The sequence below is a fragment of the Dorea sp. AF36-15AT genome (assembly GCF_003477705.1).
GTDB classification, from domain to species: Bacteria; Bacillota; Clostridia; order Lachnospirales; family Lachnospiraceae; genus Claveliimonas; species Claveliimonas ammoniilytica.
The window spans coordinates 130,190-145,210 of record NZ_QUDV01000006.1 but is presented as its reverse complement, the minus strand read 5'-3'; the positions used below and the strand labels follow the sequence as shown (position 1 = coordinate 145,210).

Sequence of the window (15,021 nt, the reverse complement as noted above, 5' to 3'; positions counted from 1 at the left end):
TAATTTTCTGAGTGCTTCTCGCCTTGCCGGGCTTATGAGAGCACTCTTTTTTATACGATCTGATGTACCACATCGCAGATCATTGCTGTTCCTGAGTCCATTGCGACATTCACGATCTTGTAATTTCCACTGGCAAACTTCGCATACACCAGTTCCCGGTCTGCCCTGTACTCCAGCTCCACCAGATCATGCAGATTACGTGTCTCCTGTAATGCCGATAACAGCAAGTCCAGGATTCTCTGCTTATTCTCCACCTATCTCACCCCTTCCTCTCAAATGCGCCCCGACGGACATCACCACACACCAGATTGCTTCTCTCACAAAATCCAGTGCCATCACTCCGCCACGGTTATTCATGGTAGCAATCGTGTAATATGCTCCCGCCAGTCCGATCACGATCAGCGCCGTGCCGATCTGCTTCATTGTCTGTGCTTTCATGCTCCCAACCTCCTGTCTACTTCCTCTACTGGAATCCCAAGAAAGTCCGCCAGCTTATGCTTGTTGATCTCATAAGTGTTTTTCTGGGCGTTCCCGGATTCTTTTCTGGTTACTACGCTGCCAAATGTCCAGATACCTCTCTTGATCCGCTCTCGGACTCTCTGTGGTCCGCAGCCAATCACCCTGGCTGTCTGGTTGGCTGTTAGAATGTCTTTCATCTACTCACCTTCTTCTATTATTGTGGCTTTCTTGCCCCCGATCAGAATCGCACTGTCCGCAATTCCGACTACAATAGTCTCTTCTGGTCCTCCCAGAAACTGTTTTGTCTGTTCTACTGTTCCTCTCACGCATTTTCCGCATATCGAACAGTAATTTGCTTCTGCTGACAATTCCGTGAAGCATGCTGGACATAATCGTTTCATTCTTACACCTTCTTTCTCTTGTGATTTTTCTTGTACTCTCCTATACTTTAATTACAGGCACTGCCACACTAAATAATTATGAAAGGGGGATTTTTATGGAGCATCAAATTGATTGGAGCGCCACTGCTGCATGGATTGCTTTGGCTATTTCTATCATTAGTCCGGCAATCACAACCATTCTTACTAATCGTCATCAGCTCAAGCTTCGAAAGCTTGATATTCAAGAGAAGCATACCAGTACATACAACGCCGCCAGAGCTTCAACCATCGAAGATTTCATTTCTAAAGTCGGCAAATGTATTTCTCATCCAACTACTACTACCTGCAAAGAATGTGCCGAAAGCTTTTTCCACATATACGCTTATACTCCACAGTCTTTATGGTCATTTTTAGATGAGCTAAACGATAGGATTGAATCTGATGACTGGACTGAAGCTCGTGAGCTCTTTAACGGAATCGCTAAGTCGTTAGCCTGCCTATTAAAAGGAGAACCGCTAATACTTCCATCAGAATAGTCCACGATACCAGAAGCTTCCAATTCGGGAGCTTCATTTTATATTCAGCAATCCCACACGCTATTGCTATGATTGTTACAGCAATAAAGCACATAATATTGATGTTCACCCCTGTTCACCTCCTAACCATCGTCTTGTGTGTCTGTCTTTCGTTGCATTTTCGGGACGCTTGGGTCAAAAAAAATATCTATAGGATCTTTCAAATTCAAGAACTCAGTAATTCTAACTGCTTCTTCCAAAGTGAACTGTGTTCGTCCATTGAGCTTTGCATTCAAAGACTGGACAGTAATACCCAATTTCTCTGATAATTTTGCTTGAGATACATGCGCCTCAACCATTTTCCCCTTTAATTTATCAAATGACATCTCTCCACTTCCTTTCGTTGCATATTTGGGATATTTGTATAGTACACCTATTAGATTATCTTGTCAACCCATATATGCAACATTTTTTTAATATTCTTTAAATATATGTTGCAAATATGAAAAAATAGTTTATAATTAACATTATACGGAGGTACCGATATGAGTGAAAAAGAAATAAGCGAAAAAATGCAAGATATAATGAAAAGAATGAAAAATAGACGTGAAGAGCTTAATATGTCATATCAGACTCTGTCTGAGAAAGTTGGAATCAGCAAATCTACTCTTCAAAGATATGAAACTGGATATATAAAAAATATGCCTGTAGATAAATTGGAAGAAATTGCCAACGCTCTCAACGTCTCTCCAGCTTATCTTATGGGTTGGGAGGATTATCAGCCAACTACTCTCGCCGCACACTTCGATGGCGAAGAATATACAGAATCCGAACTGGAAGAAATCAAGAACTTTGCTGAATACGTAAAGACAAAAAGAAAGCAGTCCTAATTATTGGACAGCTTGTCAGATATACTTGAGTGGGAGGTGCTTATATGAATACATACGAGCGTTTACAGGAAGAAGCCTGCGAGGACGGTATAGAAGTTGTGGACTATACATTTGAAAGTGATCGGATTAAAGGATTGTACTGTGATGGTGTTGTAGCCATAAAAAAAGATATGGACTCTACACAGAAAGCGTGTACCCTGGCAGAAGAGATGGGACATCACCATACATCCGTTGGAAAAATTATAGATATGGAGTCTGCCCAGAACCGCAAACAGGAACGTCAGGCAAGACTCTGGGCGTACAATAAACAGATCGGCTTGCAAGGTCTGATCAGAGCCTACGAAGCCGGATGCCAGAATCGATATGAGGTGGCTGAGTATCTGGAAGTCACCAATGAATTTTTGGCAGAATGTATTGAATGCTACAGACAGAAATATGGTGTTGGAACGACTGTAGATAACTACTACATCATGTTTATTCCATATTTGGCTGTAGGAAAAATTGAATGATAAAAGTAGAGAAGCTCCTGTGGAGTCAGGAGCCAAATGGAGACTCTATCAGAAGAGTCTAAAGGTAAGCGGATTTAGTATGGTTGCATCCGCATATTTAGAATATGCATAAAGATTAACATATTTCAATATATGTGTCGTTTTGCTACATTAAAATGATATAATCGCTTCGGCGTTTATATATGTTGTGTGTAATAAAATACAAAGGAAAAGAGAGGAATGTATTATGATCGATTTTAAAAACAGTTCATTCGTAAAGTTGAAACAGACTAAACCTGAGGCAGTAATGAAAGATATAGAACCACTTCTTATCAATGATGAACTTGTTATTGGTGCATACAAAAGCATTCGTGACTTTGTTGTATTTACGAACAAGCGAGTGATCTCATGTAACGTCCAGGGATTAACCGGGGCAAAGAAAGACTTCACTTCATTGCCTTATGCTAAAATTTCAGCATTCTCTGTTGAAACAGCTGGAGTTTTTGATTTAGATAGTGAACTTGAGATGTATTTCAGTGGACTCGGCAAAGTCAGATTTGAATTTTCAGGATCAAGTAACATCGTTCAAATTGGACAAGTTATTGGAATGTATGCACTGAAATAATAAAAAAGAAAACCGCCCCTGCTGACAACAGAGGCGGAATCAAAGATACTATACAGTGTCAAGGACACGATATAATAATCCCTAAGCAAGAGTATTATATCACATTTTCTTGGCACCTGCATAGGTGTATTTTTTATACCCATTTTTGTGCGACGTCGCACATAGGAAGGACTGATATAATGGCACGAAGAAAGAAACATCCAAAATTACCAAACGGCTACGGCTCCATAAAGCGCCTTTCCGGCAAGAATAGAACCAACCCCTATGGAGTTTACCCTCCTACAGAAAAATTCGATGAGGACGGCAATCCGGTGGCACAGAAAGCCCTCTGCTACGTGGATGACTGGTATAAAGGTTTCACAGTCCTTACCTGGTACAAGCACGGAGAGTATTATCCTGGCAGGGAAAAAGAACTGACCGAATCCGGAAATGCCGAACTGAATAACATGATCGCCACGATCCTCGGCAAGTACACCCAGACACAGCGCGAGATTGCCGATCAGAAGACATTCGAGGATGTATTCAAGGATTTCTATCAATGGAAGTTTAAAAAGGAATATACGACCAAAAAAGAAAAGCGAACGTCATCTGAGAACAGCTATCGCGCTGCATTTAAAAACTGCGAAGAGCTACACTCCAAAAGTTTCCGATCGCTGACCACAGATGATCTTCAAGCTGTTCTGGATGACTGCAACACGGTAAAAGGATTGAAGCACTCTTCTCTGGAGCTCGTAAAAAACCTGTACAACCAGATGTACAAATACGCCGATGCCAATGACTTGTGCGACAAAAAGTATTCCGATTATGTACAGATTGGAATCCCAGATGATGACGAACATGGTGTGCCATTCACTGACGATGATCTGCTGGTACTTTGGAAGCACTCTGATCACCCAACAGCCGAAATGTTATTAATCATGTGTTATTCCGGGTTCCGGATCTCGGAATATATCGATTTGGAAGTGAACTTGGAAAAGAAATATTTCTTCGGTGGGCTAAAGACCGATGCAGGCAAGAACCGGATCGTTCCGATCCACTCTGAGATCATGCCACTTGTCGAAAAGAAAATATCCCGCGAAGGCACTCTGTTGCCATGCACTCCTAATAAATTTCGCGAACAGATGACCTCCACTCTTTCAGAACTTGGATTGAAGCAGCACACACCACATGACTGTCGGCATACATTCAGCAAGCTGTGTGATGATTACAAGATAGACTGGAAATGCAAAAAATTAATGCTTGGGCATGCATTTGGCGATGTAACAAATAAAGTGTACTTACACCGTACACTGGAAGATCTGAGATTAGAAATTGAGAAGATAAAAATTTGTCGCTAACGTGTCACTAACGAACTGTATTTATGCCGTATTTTCTGTGTCTAACAAAGTCAAAGTAGAAGTGCCGAAAGTCCTTGATTTTACTGGGCTCACGGCACTTTTTCCTTTATTTTGTTGGTTTACACAATTTTCGTGATTCTTAAGTTTAAGTTAAATTAGGCATGCAAATGTTAATCCTTCTATCGTGCTGTAATCTTCTCATAACTGTGCGTCCAGTCCGTCTTTAACAAGAACAGCAGAAATACCAGACTGCTCAGTGACCATGTGATCGGATAGGCCCAACAGATAGTCTTAAATACCGGAACAATACGTATTGCAATGGTCACATACACAATACGGAACCCGCACCAGAAACCAAGCATCGTTGCCATAGGTATCACAGACTTGCCGCAGCCTCTCAACACGCCTGTCGCGCTGTGTGAGAACGCAAGCAGAAAATAGAACAGACACACTGTACGCTCCTGTATCACGCCAAATTCAGCCGCTTTCGGTGCCTTGGCAAAGATTCCTACCAGCCATGGCGCATAGATGTATTCCATAATGCCAATCACCGCAGCAACTACGGCACAGCTTACGATACCAAAGATTGCTCCTTTCTTTGCGCGTTCGTACTCCTTTGCACCCAGATTCTGGCTGATGAACGTAGACATCGTTAAAGACATCGCCATGATCGGGATAAACACAAAGCCTTCCACTTTTGAATGTGATCCTGCGCCCGACATGGCATATTCTCCAAAGGAATTGATATTGGTCTGCACTACCAGATTACCAATGCTGATAACTGAATTCTGGATACCAGCCGGAAGTCCCTGACGAATCACATCTCCCATGATATGCGCATGATATTTCAGCTTCTTAATACTGACCCTTGTGCATCCCTGATTCTTCCTCATCCTTAATATACAGAGTACAGCACTTAAGCCCTGTGCGATCACCGTTGCGATAGCCGCTCCTGCCACGCCCCAGTGAAAGACTGCCACAAAGATCAGATCCAGCACCACATTCACAGCAGAACAGATCGCCAGATAATACATCGGCCGCACACTGTCTCCAAGTGCCCGCATAATGGACATGAAAATGTTATACATGATGATCGTTGCACTGCCTGCAAAATAAATCTTAAAATAGGTCAGTGACTGTGGTAGCACATTCTCCGGCACATCCATCATATTCAGAATCTGCGGAGCAAAAATCAGCCCGATCGCTGTCATCAACACCGATGCAATGATACCGAACAGGATATTGGTATGGATCGATCTCTCGATATTTTTCTCATCCTCAGCTCCCACATAGCGGGATATCACCACTCCTCCTCCGATAGCAATACCATTAAACATTCCTACCACCAGAAAGACGAGGCTTCCCGATGTGCTTACCGCTGCAAATGCCGTATTGTCCGCAAAGTTACCGACTACCCAGGCATCTGCCATATTATATAATTGTTGTAATAGTTGTCCGAAAATTAAAGGAATCGTAAATGCAACGATCCCCTTCGCAACTGATCCCTTGGTCAGATCAATTGTATCTTTCTTCTTTTTCATTTGATTACCCCAGTAAATGTACACCGCCTAAAATTACATATGAAATAAACCACATAATCACTGTCGCCATACAGATTCCAAGCACAACCGCCGGAAATGCTTTGCGGAACTTCACACCCAGAAGTGCTGCGATCAGCGATCCTGTCCACGCTCCTGTACCTGGAAGCGGAATTCCCACAAAGAGTACCAGCCCCCAGAACTCATATTTCTCAATCTGATCACTCTTACTCATGGCACGTGCTTCCAGTCTGTGTACCATCGGTTTAAAGGTCTTCGTGCCTTTCAGCCAAGTAAAGATTGGTGTGATCAGAAGCAGGATAAATGGCACCGGAACGATATTACCGATTACACAAAGCGGAATTGCCTTTGCTACCGGTACACCAAGCACAGGTCCTGCCACCAGAAGTGCTCCTCGAAGCTCCAGAATCGGGATCATTGAGATCACGAATACAATTGCCTCTTTGCTCAATGTACCGCTCAATGCATGGATAATCCCCTGCACAAGTGTCTCTGTCATAATTATTCTCCTTTAATATATCTTCTCAGGAAAGCAAACAACGCTTCCATCTCTTCTCTGGTGCCCACAGTCACACGCATATACTGTTCAATGCGCTCACTGCCCCAGAATCTTACATAGATGTCTTCTTTCTTCAATGCCTCAAACATCTCTTTCGCATCATATTCCGGATGCATCACAAATATGAAGTTTGCCTGCGAATCCAGGCATTGAAATCCCAGTTCTTTGAACTGTTCCACAGACCATGCTCTCGTCTCTACGATCTTCTGAACGGTCTTCTCAAAATATACCTTATCCTTCACAGCTTCCGCGCCACATACCAGCGCCGCCTGATTCATAGTATAGGAATTAAATGAATATTTGGCATCATTCAGATATTTGATCAGCGTCGGATTACTGATGGCATATCCAATACGCATTCCTGCCATAGAGCGGGATTTGGAAAAGGTCTGTACCACGATCAGATTCTCGTACTTATCGATCAGTTCCAGTGCAGACTTTCCTGCAAAGTCAATATATGCCTCATCTACAATCACGATCACATCCTGATTGTGCGCAATGATATCTTCTACAAACTCAAGACCTTCATAGATTCCGGTCGGTGCATTCGGATTCGGGAATATGACGCCGCCATTCTCCTGATAATAGTCTTCCTTGCGAATGCGGAAATCATCCATAAGCTTCGGACAGATATACGGAATCCGGTAAAGATCTGCCCACACCTTGTAGAAAGAATAGGTAATGTCCGGAAACAGGATTGGTTTCTCGGAATTAAAAAACGTCAGGAAACACATCGACAGTACATCATCTGATCCCACGCCAACAAATACCTGATCTTTATTCACGCCATAATACTCTGCCAGGCTGTCTACCAGCACACTGGCTGTCGGATCCGGATACATCCGGAGCTTATCCGGACTGATCTGTTCCATTGCCTTCTGCACGCCTGGTGCCGGCGGATACGGATTCTCATTGGTATTCAATTTGATCACCCTACGGCCAGGCTGCTCGCCCGGCACGTACGGCTCTACCTTTCGTATATTCTTCTCAAATGCTTTCATATTCTAAAAGTACTCCTTCGCAAGTTCAGCAAATTTCGGAAGTGAATTTACAATCGTCTCATAAGATACACAATATGCCAGTCTTACATAACCCGGGCATGCAAAAGAACTTCCCGGAACCATCAGAATGTTGTATTTCTTACCTGCTTCGCAGAATTCCTTTTCATTCTCAACCGGCGACTTCACAAACAGATAGAATGCTCCCTCTGGCTTAATGCAGTCGAATCCACACTCTTTCAAGCCATTGTACAGTGCTTCTCTGTTTCTGTCATAGTAGGAAATATCCGTCTTTTCATTCAGGCACGCCTTTACGATCTTCTGCTGTAAGGTCGGTGCATTTACGAATCCAAGGATCCGGTTTGCTACGTTCGCTGCTGAAAGCATATCTTCGCTGTCTGCCACTTCATCCGGAATTACCAGATATCCGATACGTTCACCCGGCAATGACAGGGATTTGCTGTAAGAATACCCTACGATCGTATTATCATAATACTTGGTCAGATATGGTACCTCTGCTCCATCGTATACCAGTTCACGGTAAGGCTCATCAGAAATAAGGAAAATCTCTGTTCCATACTCTTTCTGCTTTGCTTCCATAATAGCTGCCATCTTTTTAATGGTCTCTTCAGAATATACCACACCGGTCGGATTGTTCGGTGTATTCACAATAACTGCTTTTGTCTTTGGTGTGATCTTCTGCTCGAATTCATCCAACTTCGGCTGAAAATCTACGGTATTCGGAGATACCTCTACCAGTACACCGTCAAAGTTATTGACATAGGCTCTGTATTCACCGAAATATGGGGCAAATGTCAGCACCTCATCTCCTGCATTGATGATCGTCTTCAGGATAACATTCAGGCCTCCTGCTGCACCTACGGTCATGATAATATTCTTTCCCTCAAATGCTGTACCAAAACGTTCGTTCAGAGACTTTGCTACCGCTTCGCGGACATCTGCGTAACCACTGTTGCTGTTGGTGTATCCATGAAGTACCAACGGATCCTCATTCTCAACCAGATCTTCGATTGCCTTCTTTACAGCCTCCGGAGCCGGTACATTTGGATTGCCCAGGCTGAAATCAAATACATTCTCAGCACCGTAAATACCTGCCAGACGGTTACCTTCTTCAAACATGGCACGAATAGCGGAACTGTTCGCTACCAGGCCTTTCATTTTCTCTGCTATCATTCTTCTACCTCCCGTATCTGATCATCTTGTGTCTTTTCTCTTACCCATCCCTTTTCTACCATGAATGCCGGACGGTAAGATCGTTTCGCTTTTCTGAGTCCTTCGGAACCTGTATCTTCTTCGCGGTTCACGTATTTATAATCCATACAGGCATGCTGTACAAACTGCTGATTGATCATCGTGTAAGCGCCTTCGATCTCTCCCAGCGCCTTCTCAATGTGCACAACAAATGTATCTTCAGAAAGCGGTTCTCCGATGGTAAATGCTATGATCTTGCCATCCACCCTTAATGCGCCACCTACCAGATCTAATTCTTTAAAGAGTCGCAGGGAATTCAGCGTCACACAAAGCTCTGCATTCTTCTCTTCATCCTCTTCACAGCCATTTTCATTACGCCATTTCAAACCTGTCTGTACACATTCTTCCAGATTATCCTCACTGATCGGTTCATAAGACCAGCGGTCTGCATATACGATTTTAAACTTATTAACATGGTTACGTTTGCTGTGAAGCTTCTTGCCGGAAAGTGTGGCCAGTTTCTCAGATTCATATACATAATCTGCATCACCTTCCACATATTCAATCTCAAATCTTCCCGGATACCATTTCTCCAGATATTCAAAATTATCCGGTGTCACAGTATACATGAGGAACGGAACTCCCCGCTCCTTGCTATATACCATCAACACATCCAGCGCTTTCTTAACATTCTCCGGTTCTCCCGCCGGGTATGCAAAAGAGAATCCATCCTCATCCTCCGTACGGAATACCAATGTATGTTCTACCTCAGCAAACTTCACATGATAAAATCGCGCCCATAAATATACATTCACAAATGTACGCTCGCAGCTTCTGCTGGTATGATGCTTGAAATAATGTGTGATGAGATCTTTATCTTCCAGTTCTATCTTCTTAAAGCCTATCTCTATCATAACTTACCTTCTTATATTACTTTTCTTACTTATTCTCTTTCTTATTTTTTCTTGCACGGATTTTAGTATAGCATATCCGGACAACCAATACAATCAACAGGATCAGTACCAGAATAACAGCATAGATCACCAATGCGATCTTATTCGGATGTTTCAGTAACTCGATCGGATTCCGGCTGTCATTGATAACCTTGCGGTTCTCTGTCTTCTCATAGCGTTCAGGTACTACAGACACACCCTTATCGTTTTCAGAGAAGGATTCAAGATAGCTTGCCAGTGCGTACCATTCTTTTACTTCCGCGCCATTCTGATCGTGGATAATATACTTTTCAAAATCTGTAATAGGCTCTCCATCTGCATTCTTCGGTGTAATCTTAAGGATGCCCTTAGACTGTCCTTCTACTGCGCCAAGCATCTGCGCAGAATAAAGTCCCGATACCACACGGTACAGCTTATCATCCTGAATATTCTCAAGCTTCTCCTGTGTTAAAGGCTCTTCCTTGCCTACCTGATCAGTCGTCATATACACATCCGTCACTTTATTCAGAATCATGCGGTGCGGGTTAAATGTCCACGCCATACCGCTTGGATAAAGCTGTGCAGCACTCATCAGCGAAGACACCGAAGCATCCACCTCTGCTACCGTCTTAAGTTCTGCTCCGGTCAAATATACACTAACCAGCGGATATCCTGTAATACGGTCTGCTCCGATACCAAGAGCGCTTACATTAAATGCGTCCGATACCGTAATTTCTCCCTTTGGGAAGGAATCACGAATTACACCTGTCGCTACAACTGCCAGATCCACCGGCTCGTAATCTTCACCTTCTGCCTGCTTCACTGCATAGATATAAGAGTCAGATATCAGATTACCAAGTCCCGCCTCTCTGTGTTCTGCATACATATCATCTACTGAATCAAATGCCACGTCATTTTCTGCCAATACCTGATTCATTGTATATCCAAATCTGGACAGATATTCTTCATCAATCACACTGCGGTACTGTGCAAGTTCTGCTTCAATATCCGCATCCTTCTCTACCGTGCCATCCATTGCTTTTAACTTATATTCTTCCAATGTCCATCTGCCATCACCATCCGGTACAAGGCTCATCTCACCAAGATTTGCTCCATAGCATCCTGCTGATGCGATCACCGTATTGCCATGAATGATCGGCTGTTCCAATGTAGTATGTGTATGTCCGCTGATGATCACATCAATCTCTGGTACTTTCTCCGCAAGAATCTCGTCCTCAGACTTATCTTCATCTTCATTGGTTCCACTGTGAGACAGACAGACAATCATATCTACATCTTTCTTCTGCAGTTCTTTTACTACACGTTTAGAAGTCTCTACAATATCGTCAAATTCCAGACCGCTCTCTGGCGCACAGGCTGCTGCATCTTCTCCCAGTACACCAAACACGCCAATCTGCACACCATCATGCTCAATCACCGTATATTCTTTACTACCATAATCTTCCAGTGCTGTCTGAATCAGTTTATTATCATCGGATTTATTCTTTTTCCAATCGATGTTCGCAATCAGGAACTGTGGCAATGTAAGCTCGGCATCTTCTTCTGCATTACGTAACGCACTGTGGAACATATTGGAAAGTCCCTCTGCACGGTAGTCAAATTCATGATTGCCAAAAGTAGTTGCTTCCACACCAATCTTGCCAAGCATGGTAAGCTCTGCCGCATCTGTCTCATATATCGTCTGATAGAGCGTACCCATAGAAAAATCTCCGGCATCAAATACAAATGCTGCCGGATCTTCCTCTTTTACTCTGTCAATCTCTGTTTTAATTCTGGCAAGCCCGCCTATCATCTCAGTCTCCCCGTCTGCCTGGCTTGCCTTATATTCATCCAGTCTGGAATGAATATCATGTGTAAATAATATAGTCACCCTGTCGCCTGAATCTGTCGCAGACTCCGCCTCCGCCACGACAGAATTCACACACAGAGTACATACCATTATAATCATCAGCATAGCTGATTTAATTCGTCTTCTCATCATTATTCTCCCTTACCAATTCTTCATACTGTAGTAATCTTTTTTCGACACTATGCCATTTATAAATTATATAGAACTCCCGTGACGCTGTCAATCAAATCGAACGCAAAAAGAACAGGACGAACCACGGTTAACTCTGATTCATCCTGTTACTTATTCTTCATTTTATTAATCTTCATTCATAGAAGCTATCTTAGCTGCCTGATCTGCTGCGATACATGCGTCCAGAATCTCCTGGATATCTCCATTCATGATCTTATCAAGCTTATATAAGGTCAGACCAATACGATGATCTGTCACTCTTCCCTGCGGGAAGTTATAAGTACGAATCTTCTCAGAACGGTCTCCGGTGCCGATCTGGCTCTTTCTTGCCTCAGCCTCTGCATCGTGCTGCTTCTGACATTCCAGATCGTATAACTTGGCACGCAGTAATGCAAATGCCTTTTCTTTATTCTGCAGCTGTGACTTCTCTGTCTGGCTATAGATTACAATTCCCGTAGGATAATGAGTCAGTCGTACTGCTGAGTCTGTGGTATTGACACACTGTCCACCATTACCGGATGCACGCATGACATCAATACGAATGTCCTTCTCATCAATCTGTACATCTACATCCTCTGCCTCAGGCATTACTGCTACTGTGATTGTAGATGTATGAATACGTCCGCCGGACTCTGTCTCAGGCACACGCTGTACACGGTGTACACCGGATTCATATTTCATAACGGAATATGCACCCTGACCGTCAATCATAAAGGTCACATTCTTCATACCACCGATACCGATCTCTTCGCACTCAACCAGTTCTACCTTCCATCTGCGGCTCTCTGCATAGTGTACATACATACGGTAGATCTCTGCCGCAAACAATGCCGCCTCATCTCCACCTGCACCTGCACGGATCTCCACGATAACGTTCTTATCATCATTAGGATCCTTAGGAAGAAGCAGAATCTTCAGTTCATTCTCAAGCTCCTCTACTCTCGCTTTGGATTCATTTAATTCTTCTTTTGCAAGCTCGCGCATCTCTTCATCGGACTCTTCATTCAGAAGCTCCAGACTGTCTTCAATATTCTGCTTACACGCTTTATATTCCTTATATGCTTCAACAATCGGAGTCAGTTCTGCCTGCTCTTTCATAAGCTTGCGGAAGCGATTCTGGTCATTCGCTACATCCGGCTCCTGAAGCTGGTTCAAAACTTCCTCCAGACGAAGCACGATATCTTCTAATTTATCAAACATCTTTTTACCTCCTGATCGGTGATCTTACTCACCTGACATTATTTCATTGTAACGTTCCATACACTACCCGGTCAAGTCCTGCCAGGTCTTTTTTTACGGTTATCTGTTCATAACCGGCATTTTTCATAAGTTCTTCAACCGCCTCTGCCTGATCACAGCCAATCTCAAACATAAGTTTCCCCTGCGGTTTTAAATATTTACCTGCTTCGGAAATGATCCTGCGATAGAAATACAGACCGTCTTCTTTCCCATCCAGTGCAATGTACGGATCATGAAGCCGTACTTCCTCCTGCAGTGTGTCGATCACAGCTGTCTCAATATACGGTGGATTAGACACGATCACGTCATACTTCCCCTCTTCCGGTATCTTCGCAAAAAGATCACTCTGTATCCATGTCACCGGGACTCCCAACCGCCTGCCGTTCTCTCTGGCCACTTTCAAGGCTTCTTCTGACACATCTGCGCCGATCCCCTGAAGATCCGTCATATAGTATTTCTCTCTGCACATTTTCAGAATGCTGAGAACAATACATCCGGATCCAGTACACATATCAAGGACCTTCATCTTCGGACGCATAACCTGGATTGCTTCTTCTACCAGAATCTCCGTATCCTGTCTCGGAATCAGCACATGTTCATTCACACAGAACGGATAACCCATGAATTCCTGTTCACCCGTAATATGCTGCAATGGAATATGCGCTGCGCGCCGTCTGATACAATCTATATACCTGTCCGCATTTTCTTCAGACACAGCACGCTCTGGCTCTGCAAAATACATTGCCTTACTGACACCTGTGACATACTCCAACAGATACCATGCATCCAATGAGAATTCTTCAATTCCTTCCTCAGCCAGTTTTACTGTTCCTACCTTATATAATTGTTTCAGTGTTAAAGTTTTCTGCTTCATAAGTTCTCCAGTCGAATACCGCTTCCACTGCCTGAATAGCCACCTCGATCATACTGTCATCCGGTTCTTTTGTCGTAAGCTTCTGGATTGCAAGTCCTGGCTTACTAAGCAGATTGATCAGTGGATTGTCACTGTTACCTGCAAGTCGCAGAATCTCATAGGAAATACCTGCGATAACCGGAAGTAATGCGATACGAACCACCACACGCATCAGTACCGTTTCTACCCTCACAATACAAAGAAGACAGATACTGATAATCAATACAAAGAACAGAAAACTGGTTCCACAGCGCTTATGCTGTCTGGAACTGATTCTGACATTTTCCACTGTCAATGGCAATCCGTGTTCAATACAGTTAATACACTTGTGCTCTGCACCATGGTACATAAAAGTACGCTGAATATCTTCCATGCGGGAAATCAGCAGTATATACAAAATAAAAATGCCGATTCGCACCAGACCCTCGATTACAGTACGAACTCCATAAGAGGGAATCCATCGTTTCAAAAGGCCGGACAACAGGTACGGTAACACCATAAAAATTGCAACCGCAAATACAATTGACACGATCACTGTCCCGGTCATCAACGCACTTTCCTGTTTTTCTTTCTTCTTCTGTTCTGCCTCTGTCATCGGCTTCTTTTCTTCCTCATCCTCAAAAAAGGAGGCTGAAAACATCAAGGTCTTCATACCAATGATCATCGAGTCGATAAAATTAAACACTCCTCTGACAAATGGGATTCTAGTCAGAGCCTTATGATTTCCAACAATGCTGCGGTATGTCTGCTTATCCACTACAATCTCTCCATCCGGCTTCCGCACTGCCACTGCATAGTCATCCTTATTCTTCATCATGATGCCTTCCATCACAGCCTGTCCGCCGATACCTGAAGATTTCATATATTGTCCTCC

Annotated in this window: 19 protein-coding genes; 5 read left to right on the top strand and 14 right to left on the bottom strand. The window is 43.4% G+C overall.

The features are described 5' to 3' along the window. Positions 1 to 50: 50 nt before the first annotated feature. From DWZ93_RS10180 to DWZ93_RS10165, 4 genes are read right to left on the bottom strand one after another with little or no spacing between them, the layout of a single operon-like run. Positions 51 to 254: a hypothetical protein gene (locus DWZ93_RS10180; protein WP_118452848.1), complete on the bottom strand. Its 204-nt coding sequence runs from the start codon at positions 252 to 254 to the stop codon at positions 51 to 53. Further along, the gene (locus DWZ93_RS10175) at positions 244 to 438 is read right to left on the bottom strand and encodes a hypothetical protein (RefSeq protein WP_118452847.1); all 195 of its coding nucleotides are present in this window, start codon (positions 436 to 438) and stop codon (positions 244 to 246) included. The genes DWZ93_RS10180 and DWZ93_RS10175 overlap by 11 nt, the downstream gene beginning before the upstream one ends. After that, positions 435 to 656: a hypothetical protein gene (locus tag DWZ93_RS10170; RefSeq protein ID WP_118452846.1), complete on the bottom strand. Its 222-nt coding sequence runs from the start codon at positions 654 to 656 to the stop codon at positions 435 to 437. Before DWZ93_RS10170 ends, DWZ93_RS10175 begins: the two co-directional genes overlap by 4 nt. Beyond that, positions 657 to 860 carry a hypothetical protein gene (locus tag DWZ93_RS10165; protein ID WP_118452845.1) on the bottom strand — a complete coding sequence of 68 codons (204 nt, stop codon included), beginning with the start codon at positions 858 to 860 and terminating at the stop codon, positions 657 to 659. Positions 861 to 955: 95 nt separating this feature from the next. On the opposite strand from DWZ93_RS10165, the gene DWZ93_RS10160 reads away from it, so the two are divergent. Further along, positions 956 to 1,375: a hypothetical protein gene (locus tag DWZ93_RS10160; RefSeq protein WP_118452844.1), complete on the top strand. Its 420-nt coding sequence runs from the start codon at positions 956 to 958 to the stop codon at positions 1,373 to 1,375. 122 nt (positions 1,376 to 1,497) lie between these two features. Here the strand turns inward: DWZ93_RS10160 and DWZ93_RS10155 are convergent, their stop codons facing one another. Then, positions 1,498 to 1,740, bottom strand: coding sequence for a helix-turn-helix transcriptional regulator (locus DWZ93_RS10155; protein WP_118452843.1), 243 nt, complete (start codon positions 1,738 to 1,740; stop codon positions 1,498 to 1,500). Between the two features lie 159 nt (positions 1,741 to 1,899). On the opposite strand from DWZ93_RS10155, the gene DWZ93_RS10150 reads away from it, so the two are divergent. The 4 genes from DWZ93_RS10150 to DWZ93_RS14850 all read left to right on the top strand — a co-directional run bounded on the left by DWZ93_RS10150 (position 1,900) and on the right by DWZ93_RS14850 (position 4,694). Continuing rightward, a complete protein-coding gene (locus tag DWZ93_RS10150; protein WP_118452842.1) occupies positions 1,900 to 2,244 on the top strand; it encodes a helix-turn-helix domain-containing protein in 345 nt (114 codons plus the stop codon). Between the two features lie 44 nt (positions 2,245 to 2,288). Beyond that, positions 2,289 to 2,753, top strand: a complete 465-nt coding sequence (locus DWZ93_RS10145; protein WP_118452841.1) for an ImmA/IrrE family metallo-endopeptidase — start codon at positions 2,289 to 2,291, stop codon at positions 2,751 to 2,753. A gap of 226 nt (positions 2,754 to 2,979) precedes the next feature. Then, positions 2,980 to 3,357 (top strand): PH domain-containing protein, encoded by a 378-nt coding sequence (locus tag DWZ93_RS10140; RefSeq protein WP_118452840.1) that lies wholly within the window; start codon positions 2,980 to 2,982, stop codon positions 3,355 to 3,357. A gap of 179 nt (positions 3,358 to 3,536) precedes the next feature. Next, positions 3,537 to 4,694, top strand: coding sequence for a tyrosine-type recombinase/integrase (locus tag DWZ93_RS14850; RefSeq protein WP_199665929.1), 1,158 nt, complete (start codon positions 3,537 to 3,539; stop codon positions 4,692 to 4,694). A 179-nt stretch (positions 4,695 to 4,873) separates the two neighbouring features. On the opposite strand, the gene DWZ93_RS10130 is transcribed toward DWZ93_RS14850, so the two are convergent. The 9 genes from DWZ93_RS10130 to DWZ93_RS10090 all read right to left on the bottom strand — a co-directional run bounded on the left by DWZ93_RS10130 (position 4,874) and on the right by DWZ93_RS10090 (position 15,009). Next, positions 4,874 to 6,235, bottom strand: coding sequence for an MATE family efflux transporter (locus DWZ93_RS10130; RefSeq protein WP_118452839.1), 1,362 nt, complete (start codon positions 6,233 to 6,235; stop codon positions 4,874 to 4,876). 4 nt (positions 6,236 to 6,239) lie between these two features. Further along, positions 6,240 to 6,752, bottom strand: a complete 513-nt coding sequence (locus DWZ93_RS10125; protein ID WP_118382676.1) for a COG2426 family protein — start codon at positions 6,750 to 6,752, stop codon at positions 6,240 to 6,242. Positions 6,753 to 6,754: 2 nt separating this feature from the next. Next, positions 6,755 to 7,813 (bottom strand): histidinol-phosphate transaminase, encoded by a 1,059-nt coding sequence (hisC, locus tag DWZ93_RS10120; RefSeq protein ID WP_118452838.1) that lies wholly within the window; start codon positions 7,811 to 7,813, stop codon positions 6,755 to 6,757. 3 nt (positions 7,814 to 7,816) lie between these two features. Beyond that, a complete protein-coding gene (locus DWZ93_RS10115; RefSeq protein ID WP_118382678.1) occupies positions 7,817 to 9,004 on the bottom strand; it encodes a pyridoxal phosphate-dependent aminotransferase in 1,188 nt (395 codons plus the stop codon). Further along, positions 9,001 to 9,936, bottom strand: a complete 936-nt coding sequence (locus DWZ93_RS10110; protein WP_118452837.1) for a DUF2156 domain-containing protein — start codon at positions 9,934 to 9,936, stop codon at positions 9,001 to 9,003. Before DWZ93_RS10110 ends, DWZ93_RS10115 begins: the two co-directional genes overlap by 4 nt. Before the next feature lie 25 nt (positions 9,937 to 9,961). Further along, the gene (locus DWZ93_RS10105; protein WP_243061262.1) at positions 9,962 to 11,953 is read right to left on the bottom strand and encodes a bifunctional metallophosphatase/5'-nucleotidase; all 1,992 of its coding nucleotides are present in this window, start codon (positions 11,951 to 11,953) and stop codon (positions 9,962 to 9,964) included. A gap of 168 nt (positions 11,954 to 12,121) precedes the next feature. Beyond that, positions 12,122 to 13,195, bottom strand: a complete 1,074-nt coding sequence (gene prfA, locus DWZ93_RS10100; RefSeq protein ID WP_118382682.1) for a peptide chain release factor 1 — start codon at positions 13,193 to 13,195, stop codon at positions 12,122 to 12,124. Positions 13,196 to 13,238: 43 nt separating this feature from the next. Further along, positions 13,239 to 14,108 carry a peptide chain release factor N(5)-glutamine methyltransferase gene (gene prmC, locus DWZ93_RS10095; protein WP_118452835.1) on the bottom strand — a complete coding sequence of 290 codons (870 nt, stop codon included), beginning with the start codon at positions 14,106 to 14,108 and terminating at the stop codon, positions 13,239 to 13,241. Then, complete coding sequence (locus DWZ93_RS10090; protein WP_118452834.1) at positions 14,071 to 15,009, bottom strand: DUF1385 domain-containing protein; 939 nt, start codon at positions 15,007 to 15,009, stop codon at positions 14,071 to 14,073. Before DWZ93_RS10090 ends, prmC begins: the two co-directional genes overlap by 38 nt. Positions 15,010 to 15,021: the final 12 nt, after the last annotated feature.

Coding starts and splice junctions, on each gene's coding strand:
- DWZ93_RS10175 (WP_118452847.1), bottom strand. CDS start 438: ATGAAAGCACAGACAATGAAGCAGATCGGCACGGCGCTGATCGTGATC.
- DWZ93_RS10170 (WP_118452846.1), bottom strand. CDS start 656: ATGAAAGACATTCTAACAGCCAACCAGACAGCCAGGGTGATTGGCTGC.
- DWZ93_RS10165 (WP_118452845.1), bottom strand. CDS start 860: ATGAAACGATTATGTCCAGCATGCTTCACGGAATTGTCAGCAGAAGCA.
- DWZ93_RS10160 (WP_118452844.1), top strand. CDS start 956: ATGGAGCATCAAATTGATTGGAGCGCCACTGCTGCATGGATTGCTTTG.
- DWZ93_RS10155 (WP_118452843.1), bottom strand. CDS start 1,740: ATGTCATTTGATAAATTAAAGGGGAAAATGGTTGAGGCGCATGTATCT.
- DWZ93_RS10150 (WP_118452842.1), top strand. CDS start 1,900: ATGAGTGAAAAAGAAATAAGCGAAAAAATGCAAGATATAATGAAAAGA.
- DWZ93_RS10145 (WP_118452841.1), top strand. CDS start 2,289: ATGAATACATACGAGCGTTTACAGGAAGAAGCCTGCGAGGACGGTATA.
- DWZ93_RS10140 (WP_118452840.1), top strand. CDS start 2,980: ATGATCGATTTTAAAAACAGTTCATTCGTAAAGTTGAAACAGACTAAA.
- DWZ93_RS14850 (WP_199665929.1), top strand. CDS start 3,537: ATGGCACGAAGAAAGAAACATCCAAAATTACCAAACGGCTACGGCTCC.
- DWZ93_RS10130 (WP_118452839.1), bottom strand. CDS start 6,235: ATGAAAAAGAAGAAAGATACAATTGATCTGACCAAGGGATCAGTTGCG.
- DWZ93_RS10125 (WP_118382676.1), bottom strand. CDS start 6,752: ATGACAGAGACACTTGTGCAGGGGATTATCCATGCATTGAGCGGTACA.
- hisC (WP_118452838.1), bottom strand. CDS start 7,813: ATGAAAGCATTTGAGAAGAATATACGAAAGGTAGAGCCGTACGTGCCG.
- DWZ93_RS10115 (WP_118382678.1), bottom strand. CDS start 9,004: ATGATAGCAGAGAAAATGAAAGGCCTGGTAGCGAACAGTTCCGCTATT.
- DWZ93_RS10110 (WP_118452837.1), bottom strand. CDS start 9,936: ATGATAGAGATAGGCTTTAAGAAGATAGAACTGGAAGATAAAGATCTC.
- DWZ93_RS10105 (WP_243061262.1), bottom strand. CDS start 11,953: ATGAGAAGACGAATTAAATCAGCTATGCTGATGATTATAATGGTATGT.
- prfA (WP_118382682.1), bottom strand. CDS start 13,195: ATGTTTGATAAATTAGAAGATATCGTGCTTCGTCTGGAGGAAGTTTTG.
- prmC (WP_118452835.1), bottom strand. CDS start 14,108: ATGAAGCAGAAAACTTTAACACTGAAACAATTATATAAGGTAGGAACA.
- DWZ93_RS10090 (WP_118452834.1), bottom strand. CDS start 15,009: ATGAAATCTTCAGGTATCGGCGGACAGGCTGTGATGGAAGGCATCATG.